Source organism: Pectobacterium versatile (assembly GCF_003932035.1).
Classification (GTDB): domain Bacteria; phylum Pseudomonadota; class Gammaproteobacteria; order Enterobacterales; family Enterobacteriaceae; genus Pectobacterium; species Pectobacterium versatile.
The window spans coordinates 2,025,758-2,044,703 of sequence record NZ_CP034276.1 but is presented as its reverse complement, the minus strand read 5'-3'; the positions used below and the strand labels follow the sequence as shown (position 1 = coordinate 2,044,703).

General features: G+C 47.6%; 20 protein-coding genes and 1 pseudogene. 12 read left to right on the top strand and 9 right to left on the bottom strand.

Annotated features, from left to right (window positions below):
* Positions 1 to 121: 121 nt before the first annotated feature.
* Entirely contained in the window at positions 122 to 403 is a 282-nt protein-coding gene (locus tag EIP93_RS09300; RefSeq protein WP_125232617.1) for a hypothetical protein, read from the bottom strand.
* 62 nt (positions 404 to 465) lie between these two features.
* Between EIP93_RS09300 and EIP93_RS09295 the strand changes: the two are divergent.
* From EIP93_RS09295 to EIP93_RS09270, 6 genes and pseudogenes are all read left to right on the top strand, one after another.
* Positions 466 to 1,645: pseudogene (locus tag EIP93_RS09295) on the top strand (IS3 family transposase).
* 201 nt (positions 1,646 to 1,846) lie between these two features.
* Complete coding sequence (gene relB / locus EIP93_RS09290) at positions 1,847 to 2,092, top strand: type II toxin-antitoxin system RelB family antitoxin (RefSeq protein ID WP_103860971.1); 246 nt, start codon at positions 1,847 to 1,849, stop codon at positions 2,090 to 2,092.
* A complete protein-coding gene (locus tag EIP93_RS09285) occupies positions 2,082 to 2,366 on the top strand; it encodes a type II toxin-antitoxin system RelE/ParE family toxin (protein WP_103860972.1) in 285 nt (94 codons plus the stop codon). The genes relB and EIP93_RS09285 overlap by 11 nt, the downstream gene beginning before the upstream one ends.
* A gap of 369 nt (positions 2,367 to 2,735) precedes the next feature.
* A complete protein-coding gene (locus tag EIP93_RS09280; protein WP_125232616.1) occupies positions 2,736 to 3,320 on the top strand; it encodes a hypothetical protein in 585 nt (194 codons plus the stop codon).
* Between the two features lie 62 nt (positions 3,321 to 3,382).
* On the top strand, positions 3,383 to 3,673 hold the full coding sequence (locus EIP93_RS09275; RefSeq protein ID WP_103860974.1) for an outer membrane protein assembly factor BamE: 291 nt from the start codon (positions 3,383 to 3,385) through the stop codon (positions 3,671 to 3,673).
* 663 nt (positions 3,674 to 4,336) lie between these two features.
* Entirely contained in the window at positions 4,337 to 5,215 is an 879-nt protein-coding gene (locus EIP93_RS09270; RefSeq protein WP_125232615.1) for a cell envelope biogenesis protein OmpA, read from the top strand.
* A gap of 191 nt (positions 5,216 to 5,406) precedes the next feature.
* Here the strand turns inward: EIP93_RS09270 and EIP93_RS09265 are convergent, their stop codons facing one another.
* The 4 genes from EIP93_RS09265 to EIP93_RS09250 all read right to left on the bottom strand — a co-directional run bounded on the left by EIP93_RS09265 (position 5,407) and on the right by EIP93_RS09250 (position 7,917).
* On the bottom strand, positions 5,407 to 5,877 hold the full coding sequence (locus EIP93_RS09265; RefSeq protein ID WP_219606901.1) for a GyrI-like domain-containing protein: 471 nt from the start codon (positions 5,875 to 5,877) through the stop codon (positions 5,407 to 5,409).
* Between the two features lie 141 nt (positions 5,878 to 6,018).
* On the bottom strand, positions 6,019 to 6,741 hold the full coding sequence (locus tag EIP93_RS09260) for an alpha/beta fold hydrolase (RefSeq protein ID WP_125232614.1): 723 nt from the start codon (positions 6,739 to 6,741) through the stop codon (positions 6,019 to 6,021).
* A 243-nt stretch (positions 6,742 to 6,984) separates the two neighbouring features.
* Positions 6,985 to 7,314 (bottom strand): DHCW motif cupin fold protein, encoded by a 330-nt coding sequence (locus EIP93_RS09255; RefSeq protein ID WP_010294841.1) that lies wholly within the window; start codon positions 7,312 to 7,314, stop codon positions 6,985 to 6,987.
* A 66-nt stretch (positions 7,315 to 7,380) separates the two neighbouring features.
* Positions 7,381 to 7,917, bottom strand: coding sequence for a rhodanese family protein (locus tag EIP93_RS09250; protein ID WP_116362343.1), 537 nt, complete (start codon positions 7,915 to 7,917; stop codon positions 7,381 to 7,383).
* 405 nt (positions 7,918 to 8,322) lie between these two features.
* Here EIP93_RS09250 and EIP93_RS09245 point away from each other — a divergent pair, with 405 nt between their 5' ends.
* Entirely contained in the window at positions 8,323 to 9,723 is a 1,401-nt protein-coding gene (locus EIP93_RS09245; protein WP_103941317.1) for an EmmdR/YeeO family multidrug/toxin efflux MATE transporter, read from the top strand.
* Between the two features lie 43 nt (positions 9,724 to 9,766).
* On the opposite strand, the gene EIP93_RS09240 is transcribed toward EIP93_RS09245, so the two are convergent.
* The gene (locus EIP93_RS09240) at positions 9,767 to 10,936 is read right to left on the bottom strand and encodes an MFS transporter (RefSeq protein WP_125232613.1); all 1,170 of its coding nucleotides are present in this window, start codon (positions 10,934 to 10,936) and stop codon (positions 9,767 to 9,769) included.
* Positions 10,937 to 11,222: 286 nt separating this feature from the next.
* Complete coding sequence (gene ompX, locus EIP93_RS09235) at positions 11,223 to 11,738, bottom strand: outer membrane protein OmpX (protein ID WP_039506902.1); 516 nt, start codon at positions 11,736 to 11,738, stop codon at positions 11,223 to 11,225.
* Positions 11,739 to 12,114: 376 nt separating this feature from the next.
* Between ompX and rhtA the strand changes: the two genes are divergently transcribed.
* On the top strand, positions 12,115 to 13,002 hold the full coding sequence (rhtA, locus tag EIP93_RS09230) for a threonine/homoserine exporter RhtA (RefSeq protein ID WP_103941313.1): 888 nt from the start codon (positions 12,115 to 12,117) through the stop codon (positions 13,000 to 13,002).
* Here the strand turns inward: rhtA and EIP93_RS09225 are convergent.
* Entirely contained in the window at positions 12,990 to 13,541 is a 552-nt protein-coding gene (locus tag EIP93_RS09225) for a P-loop NTPase family protein (protein ID WP_125232612.1), read from the bottom strand. The genes rhtA and EIP93_RS09225 overlap by 13 nt on opposite strands.
* A gap of 362 nt (positions 13,542 to 13,903) precedes the next feature.
* Between EIP93_RS09225 and dps the strand changes: the two genes are divergently transcribed.
* The 4 genes from dps to glnQ all read left to right on the top strand — a co-directional run bounded on the left by dps (position 13,904) and on the right by glnQ (position 16,950).
* Entirely contained in the window at positions 13,904 to 14,407 is a 504-nt protein-coding gene (gene dps, locus EIP93_RS09220) for a DNA starvation/stationary phase protection protein Dps (RefSeq protein ID WP_015839848.1), read from the top strand.
* Positions 14,408 to 14,798: 391 nt separating this feature from the next.
* Entirely contained in the window at positions 14,799 to 15,545 is a 747-nt protein-coding gene (gene glnH, locus EIP93_RS09215) for a glutamine ABC transporter substrate-binding protein GlnH (protein WP_103941309.1), read from the top strand.
* Positions 15,546 to 15,571: 26 nt separating this feature from the next.
* Positions 15,572 to 16,231, top strand: coding sequence for a glutamine ABC transporter permease GlnP (gene glnP / locus EIP93_RS09210; RefSeq protein ID WP_103941307.1), 660 nt, complete (start codon positions 15,572 to 15,574; stop codon positions 16,229 to 16,231).
* Entirely contained in the window at positions 16,228 to 16,950 is a 723-nt protein-coding gene (gene glnQ / locus EIP93_RS09205; protein ID WP_010294867.1) for a glutamine ABC transporter ATP-binding protein GlnQ, read from the top strand. Before glnP ends, glnQ begins: the two co-directional genes overlap by 4 nt.
* A gap of 51 nt (positions 16,951 to 17,001) precedes the next feature.
* Here glnQ and EIP93_RS09200 read toward each other — a convergent pair whose 3' ends face one another.
* Positions 17,002 to 18,870, bottom strand: coding sequence for a M3 family metallopeptidase (locus EIP93_RS09200; protein ID WP_116585803.1), 1,869 nt, complete (start codon positions 18,868 to 18,870; stop codon positions 17,002 to 17,004).
* Positions 18,871 to 18,946 lie beyond the last annotated feature (76 nt).

Here is an 18,946-nt window from a genome sequence, read left to right as displayed (position 1 = left end):
GCAATAACCACTGCCCTTTCAGCCCCTTCATGGTCGTTGGGGCTTTTCGGGCAACGCGCTTCACCATAGATGGGCTACATTTTGAAAGAAGATAACCCATCTCGTGCAAAAAGTGCCGCACTTACAGAACAGATTTTATTTTTTCATTCATCCACACAGTCATATCATGCAGCAATGTCATTGCTCCCTGTTTATCTTTCGATAGCCCCCAGAAACTGAGAGAAAGATTGGCTCCATTTTTTGAGGAAGAGACAGAGTAATCTTCATTACTTGCACTCGGTATGAAATCATTCTTGGCTATGCTCTTTTCTACTTCATCCTTGAGATAGGCTATATCGGGATATTGATTTTTATTAATTTCAGCATTGACATAAAATTCAATTCCATCCCCATGTAGTGGCACACTGAATTTGGCCACCTGAATAGAGGTGATATCATCACCTCACAGTCAAAACAGGTGACATTATGACCGGACGTAACAGACGTAATTTTAGCCCCGAGTTTCGCCTCGAAGCTGCCCAGCTTGTACTCGATCAGCACTACACCGTTGCCGCCGCTGCTACGGCAATGAATGTCGGCAAATCCACGATGGACAAATGGGTTCGACAACTGAAAGAAGAGCGAGCGGGAAAATCACCCACTGCTTCACCCATGACACCTGAGCAGATTGAAATACGTGAGCTAAAGAAAAGACTTCAACGCGTTGAAATGGAAAGGGATATATTAAAAAAGGCTACCGCGCTCTTGATGTCAGACTCCCTGAACAATTCTCATTAGTTGAGAAACTCAGGGCGCGGTTTCCTGTTGCCGTTGTGTGCAACGTGTTTGGGGTTCATCGCAGCAGTTATAAATACTGGCGGCAGCCCAGGAAGCCTGACGCCACGAGAGTGGCATTACTGAGCCTTGTGCGTGAAGTTTATCGCGAAAGTAACGGCTCAGCAGGAGCGCGAAGCATTGCCGCGATGGTCACCACCAAAGGTATAAAACTGAGCCGCTGGCGGGCAACAAAGCTGATGAAAGCGCTCAATATTATCAGCTGTCAGCAACCCAACCTGGCCATCGTTATAAGAAGGCGTCTAAGGAACACATTGAGATCCCTAATTATCTGGATCGCCAGTTTGCTGTTACCGAGCCTAATCAGGCCTGGTGCGGTGATGTGACTTATATCTGGACGGGAAAACGCTGGGCTTATCTGGCTGTAGTACTCGATTTGTTTTCCCGTAAACCGGTTGGCTGGGCGATGTCATTTTTCCCTGATTCAGCACTGACAGGTAAAGCCCTGTCGATGGCCTGGGAAGCACGGGGAAAACCGGCTAATTTACTGTATCACTCGGATCAAGGCAGTCACTATACCAGCAGGAATTTCAGGCAGTTACTGTGGAGATATCAGATAAAGCAAAGTCTGAGTCGCCGGGGAAATTGCTGGGATAACAGCCCAATGGAACGGTTCTTCAGAAGCCTGAAAACAGAGTGGGTACCGGATAATGGCTACGCGAATTTTAGCCAAGCCAGCACGGCAATAACGAATTACATCACAGGATATTACAGCCAGCTCAGACCTCATCAATATAATGGTGGTTTGACGCCGAATGAATCAGAAAGATTGTTCTGGAAAAACTCTAAAGCCGTGGCCAGTTTTTGTTGACCACTACAGCCCTACTATCTGTCTGTAGTTATATCTTAGCAAGGTAGAAACACCCGATATTAGCAGGCCTGCTTACGCTCTCAACTGCTAACCCATACATGCATAGAGAACAACATCTCGAATACCATTAAGTAGTCGCTTGCCTCCGATATCCCCAGTAACTACAATGTATACAAAACACACAATGTAGTGAGGTGGCGTATGGGTGTAATGTCCGTTCGATTAAATGATGAAACAACTGCGCAGCTTGATGCGCTGGCTAAAGCTACGGGACGTACCCGTTCTTTTCTGGCAGGACAAGCTATTGAAGACTATCTTGCGCGGGAATCCTGGCAGATTGCAGAGATCGAGCAAGCCATTAAAGAAGCCGATGCGGGCGATTTTGTCTCATCAGATGAGATGAACAATCTCTTTAAAAAATTAGGTACGGCAAGACATGGAAATTAAATGGCTGCGTAAAGCCGCGGCCAATTTGGAAGCCGAGTACCTTTATATCGCTCAAGAAGATCCGCAAGCTGCCAGCCAGCTAGTAGATGAAGTCCAAAGATTAACGGAATTACTACCGCAGCAGCCAGCAATGGGAAGGCCTGGCCGTGTGCCAGGAACACGTGAGCTGGTGTTAACGCACTATCCCTACATCATCCCCTACCGCGTAAAAGATAATATGATCCAGATTCTGCGAGTCTTTCATACGCACAGGCGTTTACCCGCAAAATGGTGAACAACTGCCTTTCTGAATTTTAACGAACGTACCTCCACCAACTAACCGTCACTCAGCCATGAAAGACAATAAAAAACATAACCAACAATCAAGATCATCCGGCTGGGGCGGGAAACGTGCCGGTGCAGGTGTTCCCGTTAGTAACACCAATGCGGTGAAACATAGGGGGCACTGCCACTAGATTATTGCATAATTTTACGCATGTAATGGACTAAGCACTCATAGTCATTACTTGGTAGATCCCGTCAATACGCGTCTATTTAATAAAAACTAAATTATATTATTCCGCAGCCGATAATGAATACCGATATGTTTTCCTTCCTAGCATATCAGCATTCATTAAAAAACCACAAAAGGGATAACATTTTTATGGCAAAATTTTTACATTTAATTTTAATTTCAGCAACCATTTCTTTATCTGGATGCAGGGCCATTGAAAACAGCTTTGCTGATCGCCCGATATACCAAGAGCCTTCAGACACACAAAATGTGTCAAGAATAAGATTCATAAAAAACATAAGAGGGACACAAATTAAACAAAAAGGATATTCAAAGACTTATACGCAAATTACACCATTCTCATGGCGAGGACACATAAATGCGACTAGAGATATAGGCATGCCTAAAATATCCTATCGAAAGGATGATTATAATGATTATTATTTTGAAACCAGAATAAAGTCAGTGCCAACTCTGATCTATATCCAAACCGAAGCAACAAGCAGAGGTTCATGCCATAGTATGTTTTTTATTAAACCTGAAGCAGGTAAAGATTATGACATGAATTTTGATATAACTACAGATAGATCAAGATGCTTTATGCACTTTAATGAAGTAGTAAAAGATGGGACTAGCGGGATCTATATATTAAAACCAGCACCATATAAAATATCACCATCGTTTCCTTGGGAACCGGCAGATGAAAATCATAAAACAGAGTTGGACATTGATTGATTATGAATTTAATAAAACCAACCCTCATTATTTCCCTTTCTTTTGTTTTGTCTGGATGTTTTATGGATAAGACAAAAACATACAGCACATCACTCTCTGATGTAAATTCAGATAATGTTAAAACCATTTTCTTTGTTGGGAAAACGAAAAAAGATGTATTAATAAAACTAGGACCACCACAAAACTCATTAGATTTCATGAAAGAAAACCATTGGTATTATATTAATAAAGAATCTATCGATGGCCTTGTTATTTTCCCTCCAATCCCTGTAAGCATTAGCAAAATAAAAAAAATAGATTTGTACTTTGATGAGAAAAATGAATTAAAAAACTTCACATTCCGCGAGGAATGAATCGGGTAGAAAATTAATGAAAGGAGTATGCTTATTATGCGTTGGGCATACTCCTCATCAAGTCTCTTTAGGATACATTCGGCTAGTTTATGCTATTATAATCATTAATCAATCCATAAAAAAACTTAGTACCAAGAAAACATGAAATTGTATTAACGTACTATTCCTGCATCATCTCCTACCGCGTGAAAGATAATATTCTCCAGATTCTACGCTTCTTTCATACGCACATGTGTTTACCGAAAAAATGGTGAATTATAAAACCCACCAGCAATCCTAAAAATATCCGTTCCCTTCCAGAAATAAATATCCAGATAGCAAAATTAATAACACCATGCTACGCAACGCAGATTGAGAACATCATTGCAATTGCGCGATTTCTGCTGACCTTTCATCACTATAATAGGTTAATTTATCAGGAAAATCCACCTCGAATAAGTACTAAAACAGATTCAAATGAAAAACCGAGGGTTTGCGAGATCATTATCCAACGTGACTCGGTCGTCAGTGCTATTAGGCGCTGCCTATTGTCGGTTCGATTACACGTGCTAGCACAATGTCCGTCGATACTGCCGTGGACTAATTATCAACGTGCAGGCAGACGTAAAATGAAATCAATTCATTCCCCATAACCGTGGGAATTTTATATCAAGAGAAAGCGAAATGAAAAAATATGCAATTGCATTAATGTGCCTATTCTCAGCCTCGGCCTTTGCAGAAACCTATAAAGGCTATCCCGATATTCCAGGTACCGCAGTTGGCTTTGCCACGGAAATCGTAAGCTATACGCCAGGCCCCAATGTATCTTCGAGTTATAAAGTGCCGGAAAGAATACTTGGCGAACCTAACCGCTACAGCGCGAATGAAAATATACTTTCTCTCGGTGCAGCAGGTAGTGTTGTTGTACGTTTTACCCCATATGCAATTAAAAAGAGCGGCACTGCCGATGCAGACTTCTACGTTTATGAAGCAGGAACCTACGAATCGTGGGATGCCTACGTATCTAATGACGGCAGTGAATGGATCAAGGCCACACCCGTGTTTCAGGCAATAAACCCTGCATCCGCTCAGACGACAACCAATCGTGGTTCTGTCATCGGGTATGACGTTGACGTGATTGATTCCGAGTCTGATTCATTTACCTATCTGAAAATCGTCGACACCAGTCTATCGAAATATGCCGATTCACCGGGTGCCGACCTTGACGCGATTGTTTTGACGAGCGCAAAAGCGTTGGGAACGGAGGTATTTATTGATACCGACTCTCGTAATGGAAAGGTCTATAACCTGTATCAGAACGACATTACTGGCGCTGTAGGTGTCAAAATGATCAGCAAAGACAATATTGTCTCGTATGTTCCCTTCTCTACCAATGATTCGCTGAAAGCCATCGCGCTATCGTTGCAAGGTGATTTCAATTGCGATGATGAAAAAGATATTAATGTTTTAGCAACGCGCAAGTCTGACGGGATTCAGCTAAACATCATCAAGCAGCAGAATGGGACAACCATTAAGACTATCGATAACTCAGTGACTAAGTGACTAAGTGACTAAGTGACTAAGTGATGCATTACAACAGGCATTCATTGAGTGCCTGTGATAATGCTAAATAACCTAACCACACTAGCGACATATAACGATCCAATATTCTCACGGCGATTCACAGTAACTATGCAGGTGGCTCCGATATTCGTTATTTTTACTGGATGTCTAATTAGTCCCTATGAACAGGCTTAATTCACAGCTTCAACAGACTGCCATATTTCAATTTCCCAGTTACCGTTGCTTCCATCGCACAAATAGCTTTCATAACATATCTCACCAGCCGGTCTATACCCTTCGGCATGGATAGCTTTATAAAAATCATCCCAGGCTTTCGCAAAATCACCATTCTCAACGATGGTATGCGTCACGGCATAAAGCCCACCGGGAATGATTTCCCTACGAATTCCCGTGCCTTCCGGCAATGTTGATGGCATCTCTTTGCACGTAATTGCCACATCTGCCCGTAATTTATCCGCTTCAACGCTGCTGGGGTCATCCCAGTAAAATGCCAGAGATTTATCGATGGAAAGATGGTGTTCCCTTGCCCACGAGAGTATCTCATCAAATCCCTGCGGTATTTTCTCGTAATAGGGACCGACAACCCGAAGACTCAGCACTTCCATAGGTTCTGCAAATTCAACTCTGATAGACACGTTCATGTTCTCCTGTATAGATAACGTTCGATACACGCTTAACCAGATTAACTGTAGTGTTATTAAGCGATATCAACAACAGGTTTCAAAACAAGCGACTTGCCATCGATAGTCGAATTGAACAGGGTAAATATTTACCTTTCTCCGTCATGCTTTCAGCAGGAACTCACTCAACTTTTCAGCCTGAGAGAAGAAAGGTTCATGCCCAGCATCAAGGGTGTAAATGGTGCCGACATTCGCTTTTTCAGCCATTTGCTGCTGAAGTTTGGGAGAGATAGCCTGGTCTTTCGTGCAAACAATATAAACCTTTGGCAAATTGATGAATCCTTCCGTCAATGTGACGGTTTCCATCAGAGGCTGGATGGGTTGCGGTTTAAATTGTGCAAGAAGAGTATCAACATCGCTTTCTGCGTAATCATTAAGGAACGTAGGCGCAATTTTTTCAGGAACCAGCGCCAAAACGCCTTTATCAAGGAGAGGCTGCGCAACTGGCCCTTCAGTACCCAGCTTCTGGCTTTGTTCGCCCAGAACAGCTACAGACTCGCCGTTTTGCGGGAGGATGGCGCAGACATAGATGAGTTTTTCAAACAGCTCTGGTGCAATCGACGCAGCTAGCGTGATAGCCGCGCCCCCCATACTGTGGCCAACCAGAGTCACTTTCCCCTGAGCAGACAGTAAGCTGGCAGCATCAATAATCTTACGGGCATAGGCATCGAGTGACACCGTAGCCACTGGTGTCTGATCGCCACCACTTCCCGGAAGATCAATGGCTTTTACTGTATTACCTTCAGCCTTTAGCTTCGGTTGTATTTTGTTCCAAACCCATGCGCCCTGCCATGCTCCGTGTACCAGCAAAAAATTTTTAGACATTTTGACCCGCCTTAAATAGGTATAAGTGGATCTATTAAGAACCAGAGTAATGTCAAAAAACAGACACAGTTAATACCGATAAAGCCATAACAGTGACTCTCTGCATAAAACCAACACAGAAAAATGATTTGAGCCAGATGGTGGCCTTTGTTGTAGACGGCAAATTGTTGTGGAATCAGATCATGGTGAGATTAACTAAATCGAGGGCTATTCTCTCCGTCATTTCGAGTTAGCCCCCTGGCATCAATCGACAACGAACAGCTTAGCGCCAGTCTCGGTGTAGGAACGGTGGGCTTCCGCGTTATCCGCAACCTGATAGCTCATTCCCGGTTTAAGGACAAAAACACGACCATCATCTAATTCCGTATGAAGTTCACCTTCAAGGCACAGCAGAATATGCCCTTTTGAGCACCAGTGATCGGCTAGATAGCCAGGCGTGTACTCAACAATACGAACCCGAATATTATCAAAACGCTGTGTTCGCCAGTAGGCAATCCCCGTTTCCCCCCGATGTTCGGTGGGTTCTATTTGCGACCAGTCAGTCGTACCAAACGGAATGTTTTTCATGTCCATATTACTGCCCCTATTCTTTAACGTTATCGGTTAACACTCCGCTTACCGGCAAGCCATCCCGGCACATCAGCGTTTGGCGGTACGGTTCCACGGCATTTTCATCAACAGCCTTGCCATGCCACAAAAACCCGTCACCCCAGCAAACAGCAGCCCTGCCCCGACAAAACCAGAGAGCAGGAAGAAAGCGCTGTTTACGCTGTAGCCCAGTAATATACCACCCAGAATCAGTACGCCAGCGGCGATTTGAACCTGCCGCATGAGTTCAATCGGCTGCTTACGATTCACTTCCGTCGGAAATCCTGCCTTTTTCCATGCGGCCATTCCCCCTTCCAGAAGCAATACTGTTGCAGGTGAAACCGCCTGCGCCAGCAAGTCGGCATTCTGCTCCGAACGCATGCCAGACAAACAATGAAAAATGACAACCTTCCCCTCCCTCTCATCAGCAGGAAGAACATACCCGACAGAGGAATTCAGTGGGTGCAATCTTGCCTGTGCGATGTGCTCGCGGGCATATTCTTCCGGCTGGCGAATATCAATAAGTACCGCCCCTTCATCTAACAATTTGCGAGCCTGAGCGGGTGAGATAGAAACTGGTGTTGGCATGATCGTGATCCTCTTTTGAGCCGTTGAAACTCGTCATAATGCACTCGTTAAACACGGCATTCAGTCGAAAAGGAAGGTGATATCGCCGATTGTTTGCGTCTCACCATTAATTTAGAAAAATCTAATTAAGTAAAATCTAAATTAAATAATGGACACGCGCAACAACTTTCCACGCAGGGAAAGCAATCCAGACTGGACATCGATTTAGCGACTGATACTCTGTAAATAGAAACACTATTTTAAAAAACGACCATGCTGCCGCGATCGCACAAAATGGATAAGTAACGGTATGGATAAGTCACTGTATGAGTAAGTACCGTGCAAAAATAATGCTATTTACGAGCCACCTTGTGGCTCTGTTTACCGTGCCGACTGGGAAACTTGAGATACCGCCAAGATCGTTTCATGAAAAAATTAAAAGACACAGACTGGTATAAAAAGCGTTACTCCAACCGCGTACTCTTCTGGAGAGAGATCTCACCGCTAGCCTTCCCGATCTTTATTGAAGGCCTTTGCGTCGTGTTGATGGGGGTTTTCAGCACCTTCCTGGTCAGTTGGCTGGGGAAAGAGGCCATGGCGGCCGTCGGTCTGGCCGATAGCTTCAATATGGTCATCATCGCGTTCTTTACCGCTGTCGCATTAGGGACCGCCGTTGTTGTCGCGTTCAGCCTGGGACAGCGCAACAGAAAGCAGGCGCGATCTGCCGCTCGTCAATCGATGTCATTACTGGTTCTGTCATCGTTTCTGTTGGTCGCGCTGGTTGAATTCGCCGGTTCAGCGATTATCGATCTGATCGCAGGACAGGCAGATGTTCAGGTTAAAGAGCTTGCCCTCACGTTCCTTCGCTGGACGGTGTGGGGCTATCCGGCTGTCGCCATCGCGCTGGTAGGCTGTGGTGCGTTACGGGGCGCGGGCAATACCAAGTTGCCCATGGTCATCAACATTGGGATGAACATTCTCAATATTGGCATCAGTAGCCTGCTGATTTACGGTGCATTTTCCTGGGATGGCCTTGGCTTTGTTGGCGCGGGTATTGGTATTACCATTTCACGCTATATCGGCGCGGTATTCGTGATTCTGACGCTGATGCACGGATTTAACGGTGCGCTGCGTATTCCCTTCAAGTCTTACTTTGCGCCTTTTACCCTGTCGATCCTCTATGAAGTGCTCAGTATTGGTATTCCCGCCAGTATTGAATCCGTGATGTTTAACATCGGCAAGCTCATCACCCAGCGTTTTGTGGCAGATATGGGAACCGAGGTCATTGCCGGAAACTTTATTGCTTTCTCCATCTCAACGCTGATCAACCTTCCCGGTAATTCGCTCGGCGCCGCCGCCACGATTATCGTTGGCACACGCCTGGGGAAAGGCCAGATCATGCAGTCCACCCGCCAGTTGAAGCACATCTTCTGGCTGTCCAATATCGGTCTATGCGTACTTGCCGTACTGTCGGTGCCGAGCGCCAGCTTTTTGGCATCGTTTTACACCAATGAACCGGAAGTTATTGAAGTGGCAAAACATCTCCTGTGGCTCAACGCGCTATTTATGCCCATCTGGGCGGCATCCTGGGTGCTTCCTGCTGGTTTGAAAGGCGCGAAAGACGCCAGCTACACCATGTGGGTGGCAATGGCGGGGATGTGGGGATGTAGGGTCGTCGCGGGATATATCCTCGGCGTGATGCTCGGTTTTGGCGTGATCGGCGTGTGGATGGGGATGTTCTTTGACTGGATTGTTCGCGGGTTCTTCTATTACCGTCGCCTGATGAGCGGGCGCTGGCTATGGCGCTATCGTCCACCAACAAATTAATGATAGCGAGCGGGTTTCCGCTCGCTTATAACACAACAAACGGCTAGCGATTCGGGCTCGTCACCGGAGCAAAACGGGTCGCCATGATAATCAACACGACCACACCGACGGTCATAATCATCCATGCCTGCTCCAGACCAGCCGTATGCTGACGTATAAAACCAGCCAGCAAAGGCATCAGGCTGGCAAGGATGTAACCACCGCCCTGCACAAAGCCCATCAGTGAACCAGTCTTATGCGATTCAGTCACCTGATCCAACGCCACGATGAGCGATAGCGGGAACAGCGCACCAATACCAACACCCAGCATGATAATGATGGGATACGTGAACGTCAGTGGAGCCACAATCAACCCAATCATCCCCACCAGCATCACGATCAGGATAGGAAGCAGCAGTTTACGTCGATCGGGAAAACGGTTTATGAACGTTGACACCAACAGGCCAGAAATCACTTCTGTCAGCGTTAATCCGCCCAACATCAGGCCGCTTTGCGTCGCATCTAACCCCAGTTGAATGTAATACGGCGGCAACCATGCCAGCACCAGCGTATACGCGCCCGTACCAATGCCGAAGAACACCATCAGCAACCAGTCCATTCCGCTTCGGCGCGTTGCTACGACAGCCACTGCATCCTGCTTCGCGGTATACGCTTTAGGAATACACCGCCAGGCCACCGCAGCCACCAGCGCCACCATTCCCCAACAGGCCAGCGCACTTTGCCAGCCCCACGCATTTGCTAGCGGAGAAACCGATGAAGCCGCAAACGCCGCACCGGTCATAATCGCGGTGGTATAAAAGCCCATGAGGAGGCTGCTGTGGCGACCAAAATGGAGCTTGATAAACGACGGCACCAGCGCCTGAATCAAGGCAATCCCGATTCCAGCCAGTGCGGCACTAACCAGCAGCGCAATACCGCTATTCAGCCACCAGCGTACGCTACACGCCAAGGCAATCACCACAATGCCCAGCGTGATCCCCCGATATTCACCGAGACGCGCCTGTAACTGACCGCCATATAACGCACACCATCCCATAGCGAACACTGGGAGCGTGGTTAGCATCCCCGCCATGCTGTCATCCAGACCCGTTGCAGCCTGAATCTGATTCAGCAGTGGACCAATCCCCGCCAGAACAGGACGCAAATTCAGCCCCAACAGGATAATCGTGAAGAACAGAAAAGCCCGCGTGCGGGCCGTTGATGTCACTACCATGCATAACCTCAATAGCTTGAGCAAATCACTACGACTTGATGAACATTATCTTCACATAAAGAATCTTAACGTCAAGATAAAATCTTATGACAGACCGATACCGCATGTATTTGATCAACGCTGGCAAGAACGACGGGATATCGACCGACTGGAAAATTACTGGATAAATGACTGGCGAAACTCGTCGCTGATTTAGCGCCATAAAAAAATCCGCCCTGAAAAGAGCGGATTCTTCCGACACATCTAACAACCAACGCTGAGGGTAAATAAACCCTACAGGGTTAGATTAGAAGCGGTAACCTACGCCAACAGCCCAGGCACCAACATCAACACTGCGGATACGGCTTTGTTCGTAACCCACATCCAGAGCAACGTCCTGAACTGGGTTGAACTGAACACCCGCACCGTAGGTGAAGCCGTAATCGTCGTTGCTGCTGTTGTTCAGACCGTTGGTAGCGTTATTTGTTACTTTACCGTGGCTGAAACCAACAACACCGTACAGGCTTGCCCAGTCATTCAGACGGTAAGCTGGACCAGCAGTAAAGCCCATGTATTGGCCTTTATTGTAGTCGCTGCCATCGCTACCATTTTTTTCCAGGTAGGTGAATGAGCTAATAACGCCCAGTGGGTTATTATCTTGCTCGTAACGATATTTCAGGTTAAAGCCTTTAACTTTATTTTGTACGCCCTGAGCATCACCTTGAGCATAGCCTGCAGTTACAGTACTTTGACCAGCAAATGCAGAACCTGCGCCAACGGCTAATACACAAGCCAGAGCGGAAAGACACGCGATTTTTTTCATATTTACAGCCTCAAATTCATTTTATGAAAGACTAACTAACGGAGTAAATATAACAAAGAAATTCGGAACTTGCCGCCCTATAAATATTTATCAATTAGACTTTAGATGTAACAAATATTGTCAAAATCAACCTATCATGCTAATTACATTGATTTTTTTATTGTGACAGTTAGATTAAAAATAAATTCACCACACAGCAGTAAAACAGATAATTCCGAATTCCCCGCTCAGTTTGTATGCTAATGGTATTGCGCAAAAACACGCCAGTTAAATGATGCGTAAATAAAGGTCAATAAAAGTCAATTCATACCAGACAAATTGTTTACAATTGGATATAATAGCAACGGAATGTTATACCTGTTTTAAGGCCAAAAGAATGACCTTATTTTCCCATCGCTCGCCATCATTTTTACCTGTATTGCTTATCATTATCTCGATGCTTTCTATCCAAAGTGGTGCCGCTCTGGCCAAAAGCCTGTTTCCGCTCATTGGAGCCACTGGCGTCACAGCACTGCGCCTGGGAATTGGTACGATCATTCTCTGCATCATCTTCAAGCCCTGGCGTATGCGCTTTAGCAGTAACCGCCTGCCGCTGCTGGTGTATGGCATTACGCTGGGCGGGATGAACTTTCTGTTTTACCTCTCATTACAAACGGTGCCGCTCGGCATTGCTGTCGCACTGGAATTCACCGGCCCGCTTGCTGTTGCTATGTTAGCCTCACGCAGACCGATTGATTTTCTATGGGTTTTTCTGGCCGTTGCCGGGCTGTGGTTCTTATTGCCGCTGGGCCACAATATCGGCAATGTTGACTTGATGGGTGCGGCTTGTGCCGTGGGTGCAGGTGCCTGCTGGGCGTTCTATATCCTGTTTGGGCAAAAAGCGGGGGCAAATCATGGGCCGGGAACGGTCGCTATCGGCTCCTGCATTGCCGCGCTGATTTTCTGCCCTATTGGCGCGTATTACGCAGAGAGCACGTTGTTTTCGCTCTCGATACTCCCGCTCGGCATTGCCGTCGCCATCCTGTCCACCGCGCTCCCCTATTCTCTGGAAATGGTGGCATTAACTCGTCTGCCTGCCAGAACGTTCAGCACGCTGATGAGTATGGAACCCGCTATTGCCGCCCTCTCCGGGATCCTTTTTCTCGGTGAACATTTATCGTTCATACAGTGGATGGCGCTTATCTTTATTATCATCGCGTCAATCGGTGCAACGCTGACAATAAAACCCGCGGGCGCAGCCAAAGTGACGACTCAAGCAGAATGAGTGCGTATTTCCTTGGGGACGTGTTGCAGAAAATTTTCACATTCCCGAGGAGAACGCAAAGTCATAAAACGGATATGGTGATAGAGAGGGTCGGCTAAATCCGCCAAATACCGTTTCCGGTTTCTTGAATAGGTTTTCATTGTCCAGAGGATAATTGAATCCCGACTAAAGAAACTGCGGAGAAAAGACTCTCTATTACCCGTGCCGCTCCAGAGTTCCTCTTTGCGCCATGCACGAAGATAGGCACGCCGTACCGCCTGAAAAAGCGTGCGGGTAAAACAGTAGTCAACCCAAATCACGACATCAACATTGCGCCATTTGATATCTCGCGTTCGATTATAGTTGCCATCCAATACCCAGCTTTCAGGCTCCAGCGCACTTTCAAGCCGTTGAAAAAAATCGGCATCAGCCCGTTCTTGCCAGTCCTCCAGCCAAAACAATGCATCCATCTCAATGTACGGAATAGCCAGCTTTTCAGACAAGCGGCGAGCGAGCGTAGATTTGCCGCTTCCACTGGTGCCAATAATATTCACTCTCATTCGCCACAACTCCTTTTACTCGCACACACTATATTTAAGAAGAAAACGATATATTTTAAGAGGAAAACGATGCTGTCATTTTATTTAAGCAACAGCAGAGAATAATAATTATTTTCATCTAAGCGATGATGATATTTATCAATATATGACATGATGTTTCAGTGGCAATTGAAATATTACGCTTACATCACCGCCACCACATTATTGATATCAGATAAATCCTGACTACAAATACCCACACCATCGTTATGCTATAGCTATCCATTTGATAGGTGATTCTTTTCAATATTAATTTTTATCACTGCTATAATTAATCACATTGAACAGCAAGACTATCAATAATTAAAGAGAGGATAACTATTATGTCTACCGCCAAACTCGTGAAATCAGCACCGTCCGCACTGCTTTACACTCGCAATGATTTGGATGATAGCGTGAAGACCTCGACGATCGCGCTGTTAAACCAACTGGTTGTTGATTTCATCGACCTGTCATTGATTACCAAACAGGCACACTGGAACATGCGTGGTGCAAATTTTATCGCCGTTCATGAAATGCTGGATGGCTTCCGCACCTCGATTATTGACCATCAGGACACCATCGCCGAGCGCGTGGTGCAGATAGGCGGCGTTGCGCTGGGTACCGTGCAAATTGTGGGGAAACAAACCTCGCTGAAAAGCTACCCAACCAATATCCATAGCGTTCAGGATCATCTGAAAGCGCTGGCCGAACGTTATGCGATTGTCGCCAACAATGTACGCAAGGCTATTGGTAAAACAGAAGATGAAGCCTCTGCGGATATTCTGACTGCCGCATCACGCGATCTGGATCAGTTCCTGTGGTTCATTGAATCAAACATCGAATAATCGGCGTTATCGTCCCGCAAACGCGTCCAAGGCTGCTTAGGCAGCCTTTTTTCTGCCAGTCTCCCGACTCAAGCCGCCCTCTTTTCTGGCATAACCCGCACAAACCACGCATTTTATCCGTTAAGACGCTCAAAAAATTAGCTTTTGCCCGTATTAATTGGCCATAACGCTAATCAACGGTTGTTTCCCTTCTGTAAATCAGTTAATCATAGCAGCGCCTTGCCTGAGCGAATCGGAGGTGAAAATTTCACCGCTGGCAGGGCAATGAATAAAAGCAACAGGTTAAGCACAACGCAGAGTCACTGACCTACGTTTCACTTTTGTACGATGTACTATGCTTAAAACGCCTGTAAAACAAAAAGCTCCCACAACTGCTAATAGGAAGGGTTTGATGAAATCACTACTTAAGGCCTCTTTGGCTGCACTGACGCTGATGATGAGCGTATCTAGCTATGCTGCTGAGAAAGAACTGATTGTCGCGACAGACACCGCTTTCGTCCCTTTTGAATTCAAACAAGGCGACAAGTACGTCGGTTTTGACATCGACCTCTGGGATGCCATCGCTAAACAGCTCAACCTGAAGTACACCCTGAAGCCAATGGACTTCGGCGGCATTATTCCTGCACTGCAAACGCGTAATATCGATCTGGCGCTTGCAGGTATTACGATTACCGAAGAGCGTAAAAAAGCAATCGATTTCTCTGATGGCTACTACAACAGCGGCCTGCTGGTGATGGTCAAAGCAGACAACAACGACATCAAAGGCGAGCAGGATTTGGCGGGTAAAGTGCTTGCGGTGAAGAGCGGCACAGGTTCCGTTGATTACGCAAAAGCCAATATCAAAACCAAAGATCTGCGCCAGTTCCCGAACATCGACAACGCCTACATGGAACTGGGCACCAGCCGTGCTGACGCCGTGCTGCACGACACGCCAAATATCCTCTACTTCATCAAAACCGCAGGCAACGGCCAGTTTAAAGCGGTAGGTGATTCCATTAAAGCCCAGCAATACGGCATCGCGTTCCCGAAAGGCAGCAACGAGCTGCGTGAAAAAGTGAATGGCGCCCTGAAAACACTGCGTGAAAACGGCACTTATGCTGAGATCTACAAGAAGTGGTTTGGCGTAGAACCTAAGTAATTGCCGATTTAATCTGGAGATATTCCATGCAGTTTGACTGGAGCGCCATTTGGCCTTCTCTGCCCCTCCTGATGGAAGGGGCAAAAATGACGTTGTTGATTTCTGTTCTGGGTCTGCTTGGCGGCCTGGTGATTGGCGTAGTCGCGGGTTTTGCCCGCGCCTACGGCGGCTGGTTTTCCAGCCGCATTTCGCTCGTTTTTATTGAAATTATTCGCGGCACCCCGATTGTTGTGCAGGTGATGTTTATCTACTTCGCCTTGCCGATGATGTTCACGTCCGTGCGGATTGACCCTTTTGCCGCCGCCGTGGTGACCATCATGATTAACTCCGGTGCCTATATCGCGGAAATTACCCGTGGTTCGGTATTATCCATTCATAACGGCTTCCGTGAAGCGGGCCTGGCACTTGGGCTGTCTCGCAGCGCGACGTTACGTCACGTGATTGCCCCACTCGCCCTGCGCCGCATGCTGCCGCCGCTGGGTAATCAGTGGATTATCAGCATCAAAGATACGTCACTGTTTATTGTTATCGGCGTGGCTGAACTCACGCGTTCGGGCCAGGAAATCATCGCGGGCAACTTCCGTGCGCTGGAAATCTGGACTGCGGTTGCCATTATTTACCTGTGCATCACGCTGGTCCTCAGCTTTATTCTTCGTCGTCTGGAAAGAAGACTTAAGATTATATGATTGAATTTAAAAACGTATCCAAACACTTTGGCAAGACACAGGTCTTACACAATATCGATCTCACCATCGGTCAGGGTGAAGTTGTGGTCATCATCGGGCCTTCAGGTTCGGGTAAATCCACGCTGCTGCGCTGCATCAATAAGCTGGAAGAAATCACCAGCGGCGAATTGATTGTTGACGGCCTTAAAGTGAACGATCCGCGCGTTGACGAGCGTTTAATCCGTCAGGAAGCCGGAATGGTATTCCAGCAGTTTTATCTGTTCCCGCATCTTACCGCGCTGGAAAACGTCGCGTTCGGCCCTATTCGGGTACGCGGCGCGAGTAAAGCCGATGCTGAGAAACTGGCGCTAGAATTGCTGGCGAAAGTGGGCCTGTCAGAACGCGCCCACCACTACCCTTCCGAGCTTTCCGGTGGTCAACAGCAGCGTGTGGCCATCGCCCGTGCTTTAGCAGTTAAACCGAAACTGATGCTGTTTGATGAGCCGACATCGGCACTCGACCCGGAACTGCGCCATGAAGTGCTGACCGTCATGAAAGATCTGGCCGAAGAAGGCATGACGATGGTGATCGTCACCCATGAAGTGGGCTTTGCCCATAAAGTGGCTTCACGTCTGATCTTTATTGATAAAGGCCGCATCGCAGAAGATGGCGACCCGGAAACGCTGATTACGAATCCACCCAGCGACCGTCTGCGTGAGTTCCTGCAACACGTATCTTGATCAACAAGGGGGCTTTCGCCCCCTTGCTCTTGCTCGCAATGTCAGCGAACGTTATGCCAGAGAACGCGGATATTCTCGTTCAATAAACGCTGCAAAATCCTGACACATCTTCTCATCGCCTTGTTCATTATCCGCCAGCACGCGACTACCATCGACCACGCGAATACGCGCAGACAGATCGAAATCCGCAGCAGGCTGAGGACGACCCGCCGCCTGCGCCATCGTGCTTTCCGCCTGTTGCCAGGCTTCATCAACCGTGAGATTGCAGGCATGCGCCAGATAAGCAGGATTGAAGCCCTCACCGGTCAAGCTACGCAGCGTATCGTCATGACTTACGCTATTGCCTGGATGCCAATAGTGTTGTGCCAAATCAGGGCCGATAGCCGGGTTATCCGTCAGGTAGCCGTCACGTTGCAGGAAATAGCTGCGCGTCTGCTCCACCGCCATCAACGCCAGCAGGTATCCCTGATAAGAACACGCCGACTCCATAGACAGAAGATGAGGGATCGCCAACGTCGGTCGCGGGCTACCGCTAATACCCAAAATACGCTGTTCGGTGTCACGCGCCAGTTTCGTCATCGCCTCTGGCGTACGTGCGTCGTCATCCCACGAATAGAGCTGCCACTCAAAATACGGCACCAGCAGGATGTGTCGCTCACTAAAGGCCCGCATTGGCTGCTGCGTGCTGATATCCGCACGGATCAATTCATCAGGAATCGTCTCTCCCTGCGCATTCTTTGCATAGCGTTTTAGCCAGTCAGCATCACCCAACAGGCTGTCGCAGAACATGGACTGCGTTTCCGCATAAGCCATTGAGGTTGGCGGGAACTCCTGTGAAAAACAGGGTGCGTTCTGCCGAATATTGGCAAAATGCGCGGCGTGTCCACCTTCATGGAACAGCGTATTAATGCCGCTGGCACCGCTGCCAATTTGATCCGGTTTTGCCAGACTGGTGAAATTAATCCGTGCCGGAACCCATTTTCCTTCCTGCACAAACGGCGGCACCGGGCCATGCATAAAGCCGTTCTCGTATTTACCTTTGCGCACCAGCAAATCGAGCTGCATTTCTGCACCGTTAAACCCAATGCGCAGACGCTTAAAGCTGTTGATCCAACGCTCCAGCGACGCAGAGAAAGGGAAATAGGGATCGAGTTGGCGCGTTACATCGCCCGCGCTGGCATAGCGAATATTCCATGGCTGTAGAGCGTCTTCACCCTTTTCATCCGCCAGATTTTTCAGGCTGCGAGTATTCGCTTCACGCGTCTGTTCTTCAAAAGGATCGAGGATGGCAAAGAGCTGTTCCGGCGTCATCCGCTCCGTCTTGTTGACCTTATAGTCAAAATAGTTACGGTAGCCCATCTGACGGGCGAAGCGGTTACGCAGTGAAATCAGCTCTGGGAAACCATTCTGCAACAGCCACTGTTCGAGATCGCGTAGCGCCTGCTGGGAACTTTGACGATAGGCTTCGGTATCATTGGTCGTCTGGTTGGTCAGCAGTTCTCCAAGCGAGGCGGAAACCCGTTCCCCCTTGGCATCCAGATGCGTCATTTCATAGGATTTACGCTTGGCATATAACGCACTTTCGGCGGTGATAATCTCATCCATCAACGCCTGAGCCTGCGGATCTTCAATCACATTGCAATCGAAAAACCGATACCAGCCTTGCAAACCGTGCGACAGCGCCTGCTGTTGCTCGTCAGGCGGACTGTTTTCCAGTGTCGCAAGATGGGTTCTTAGCTCAGCCAGACGCTGCGGCTGCGAAATAAAACGCTTATACGCACTTTCTGCGGCGGAGAAACGCTCGGACACGTCATCGTTGCCCGTTCCCATATACAGTTGCCAAAACAACTCTTCTTTCGCCTGATGAACCGCAAGATAGTCGCGATTCAAGGCGTTAAAATAGTCCGCTACCTGTTGCATGCTATTCCTTCTCTCTTCAAATGACAGCCGTCTGGCTGCGTGAAGTGGCGCGATAAACGCGTCCGAATCCGCTCTG

What these genes read in the sequence shown, in the direction of transcription:
- relB (WP_103860971.1), top strand. Translation starts at nt 1,847, where the DNA reads ATGGGTGTAATGTCCGTTCGATTAAATGATGAAACAACTGCGCAGCTT.
- EIP93_RS09285 (WP_103860972.1), top strand. Translation starts at nt 2,082, where the DNA reads ATGGAAATTAAATGGCTGCGTAAAGCCGCGGCCAATTTGGAAGCCGAG.
- EIP93_RS09280 (WP_125232616.1), top strand. Translation starts at nt 2,736, where the DNA reads ATGGCAAAATTTTTACATTTAATTTTAATTTCAGCAACCATTTCTTTA.
- EIP93_RS09275 (WP_103860974.1), top strand. Translation starts at nt 3,383, where the DNA reads ATGGATAAGACAAAAACATACAGCACATCACTCTCTGATGTAAATTCA.
- EIP93_RS09270 (WP_125232615.1), top strand. Translation starts at nt 4,337, where the DNA reads ATGAAAAAATATGCAATTGCATTAATGTGCCTATTCTCAGCCTCGGCC.
- EIP93_RS09265 (WP_219606901.1), bottom strand. Translation starts at nt 5,877, where the DNA reads ATGAACGTGTCTATCAGAGTTGAATTTGCAGAACCTATGGAAGTGCTG.
- EIP93_RS09260 (WP_125232614.1), bottom strand. Translation starts at nt 6,741, where the DNA reads ATGTCTAAAAATTTTTTGCTGGTACACGGAGCATGGCAGGGCGCATGG.
- EIP93_RS09255 (WP_010294841.1), bottom strand. Translation starts at nt 7,314, where the DNA reads ATGGACATGAAAAACATTCCGTTTGGTACGACTGACTGGTCGCAAATA.
- EIP93_RS09250 (WP_116362343.1), bottom strand. Translation starts at nt 7,917, where the DNA reads ATGCCAACACCAGTTTCTATCTCACCCGCTCAGGCTCGCAAATTGTTA.
- EIP93_RS09245 (WP_103941317.1), top strand. Translation starts at nt 8,323, where the DNA reads ATGAAAAAATTAAAAGACACAGACTGGTATAAAAAGCGTTACTCCAAC.
- EIP93_RS09240 (WP_125232613.1), bottom strand. Translation starts at nt 10,936, where the DNA reads ATGGTAGTGACATCAACGGCCCGCACGCGGGCTTTTCTGTTCTTCACG.
- ompX (WP_039506902.1), bottom strand. Translation starts at nt 11,738, where the DNA reads ATGAAAAAAATCGCGTGTCTTTCCGCTCTGGCTTGTGTATTAGCCGTT.
- rhtA (WP_103941313.1), top strand. Translation starts at nt 12,115, where the DNA reads ATGACCTTATTTTCCCATCGCTCGCCATCATTTTTACCTGTATTGCTT.
- EIP93_RS09225 (WP_125232612.1), bottom strand. Translation starts at nt 13,541, where the DNA reads ATGAGAGTGAATATTATTGGCACCAGTGGAAGCGGCAAATCTACGCTC.
- dps (WP_015839848.1), top strand. Translation starts at nt 13,904, where the DNA reads ATGTCTACCGCCAAACTCGTGAAATCAGCACCGTCCGCACTGCTTTAC.
- glnH (WP_103941309.1), top strand. Translation starts at nt 14,799, where the DNA reads ATGAAATCACTACTTAAGGCCTCTTTGGCTGCACTGACGCTGATGATG.
- glnP (WP_103941307.1), top strand. Translation starts at nt 15,572, where the DNA reads ATGCAGTTTGACTGGAGCGCCATTTGGCCTTCTCTGCCCCTCCTGATG.
- glnQ (WP_010294867.1), top strand. Translation starts at nt 16,228, where the DNA reads ATGATTGAATTTAAAAACGTATCCAAACACTTTGGCAAGACACAGGTC.
- EIP93_RS09200 (WP_116585803.1), bottom strand. Translation starts at nt 18,870, where the DNA reads ATGCAACAGGTAGCGGACTATTTTAACGCCTTGAATCGCGACTATCTT.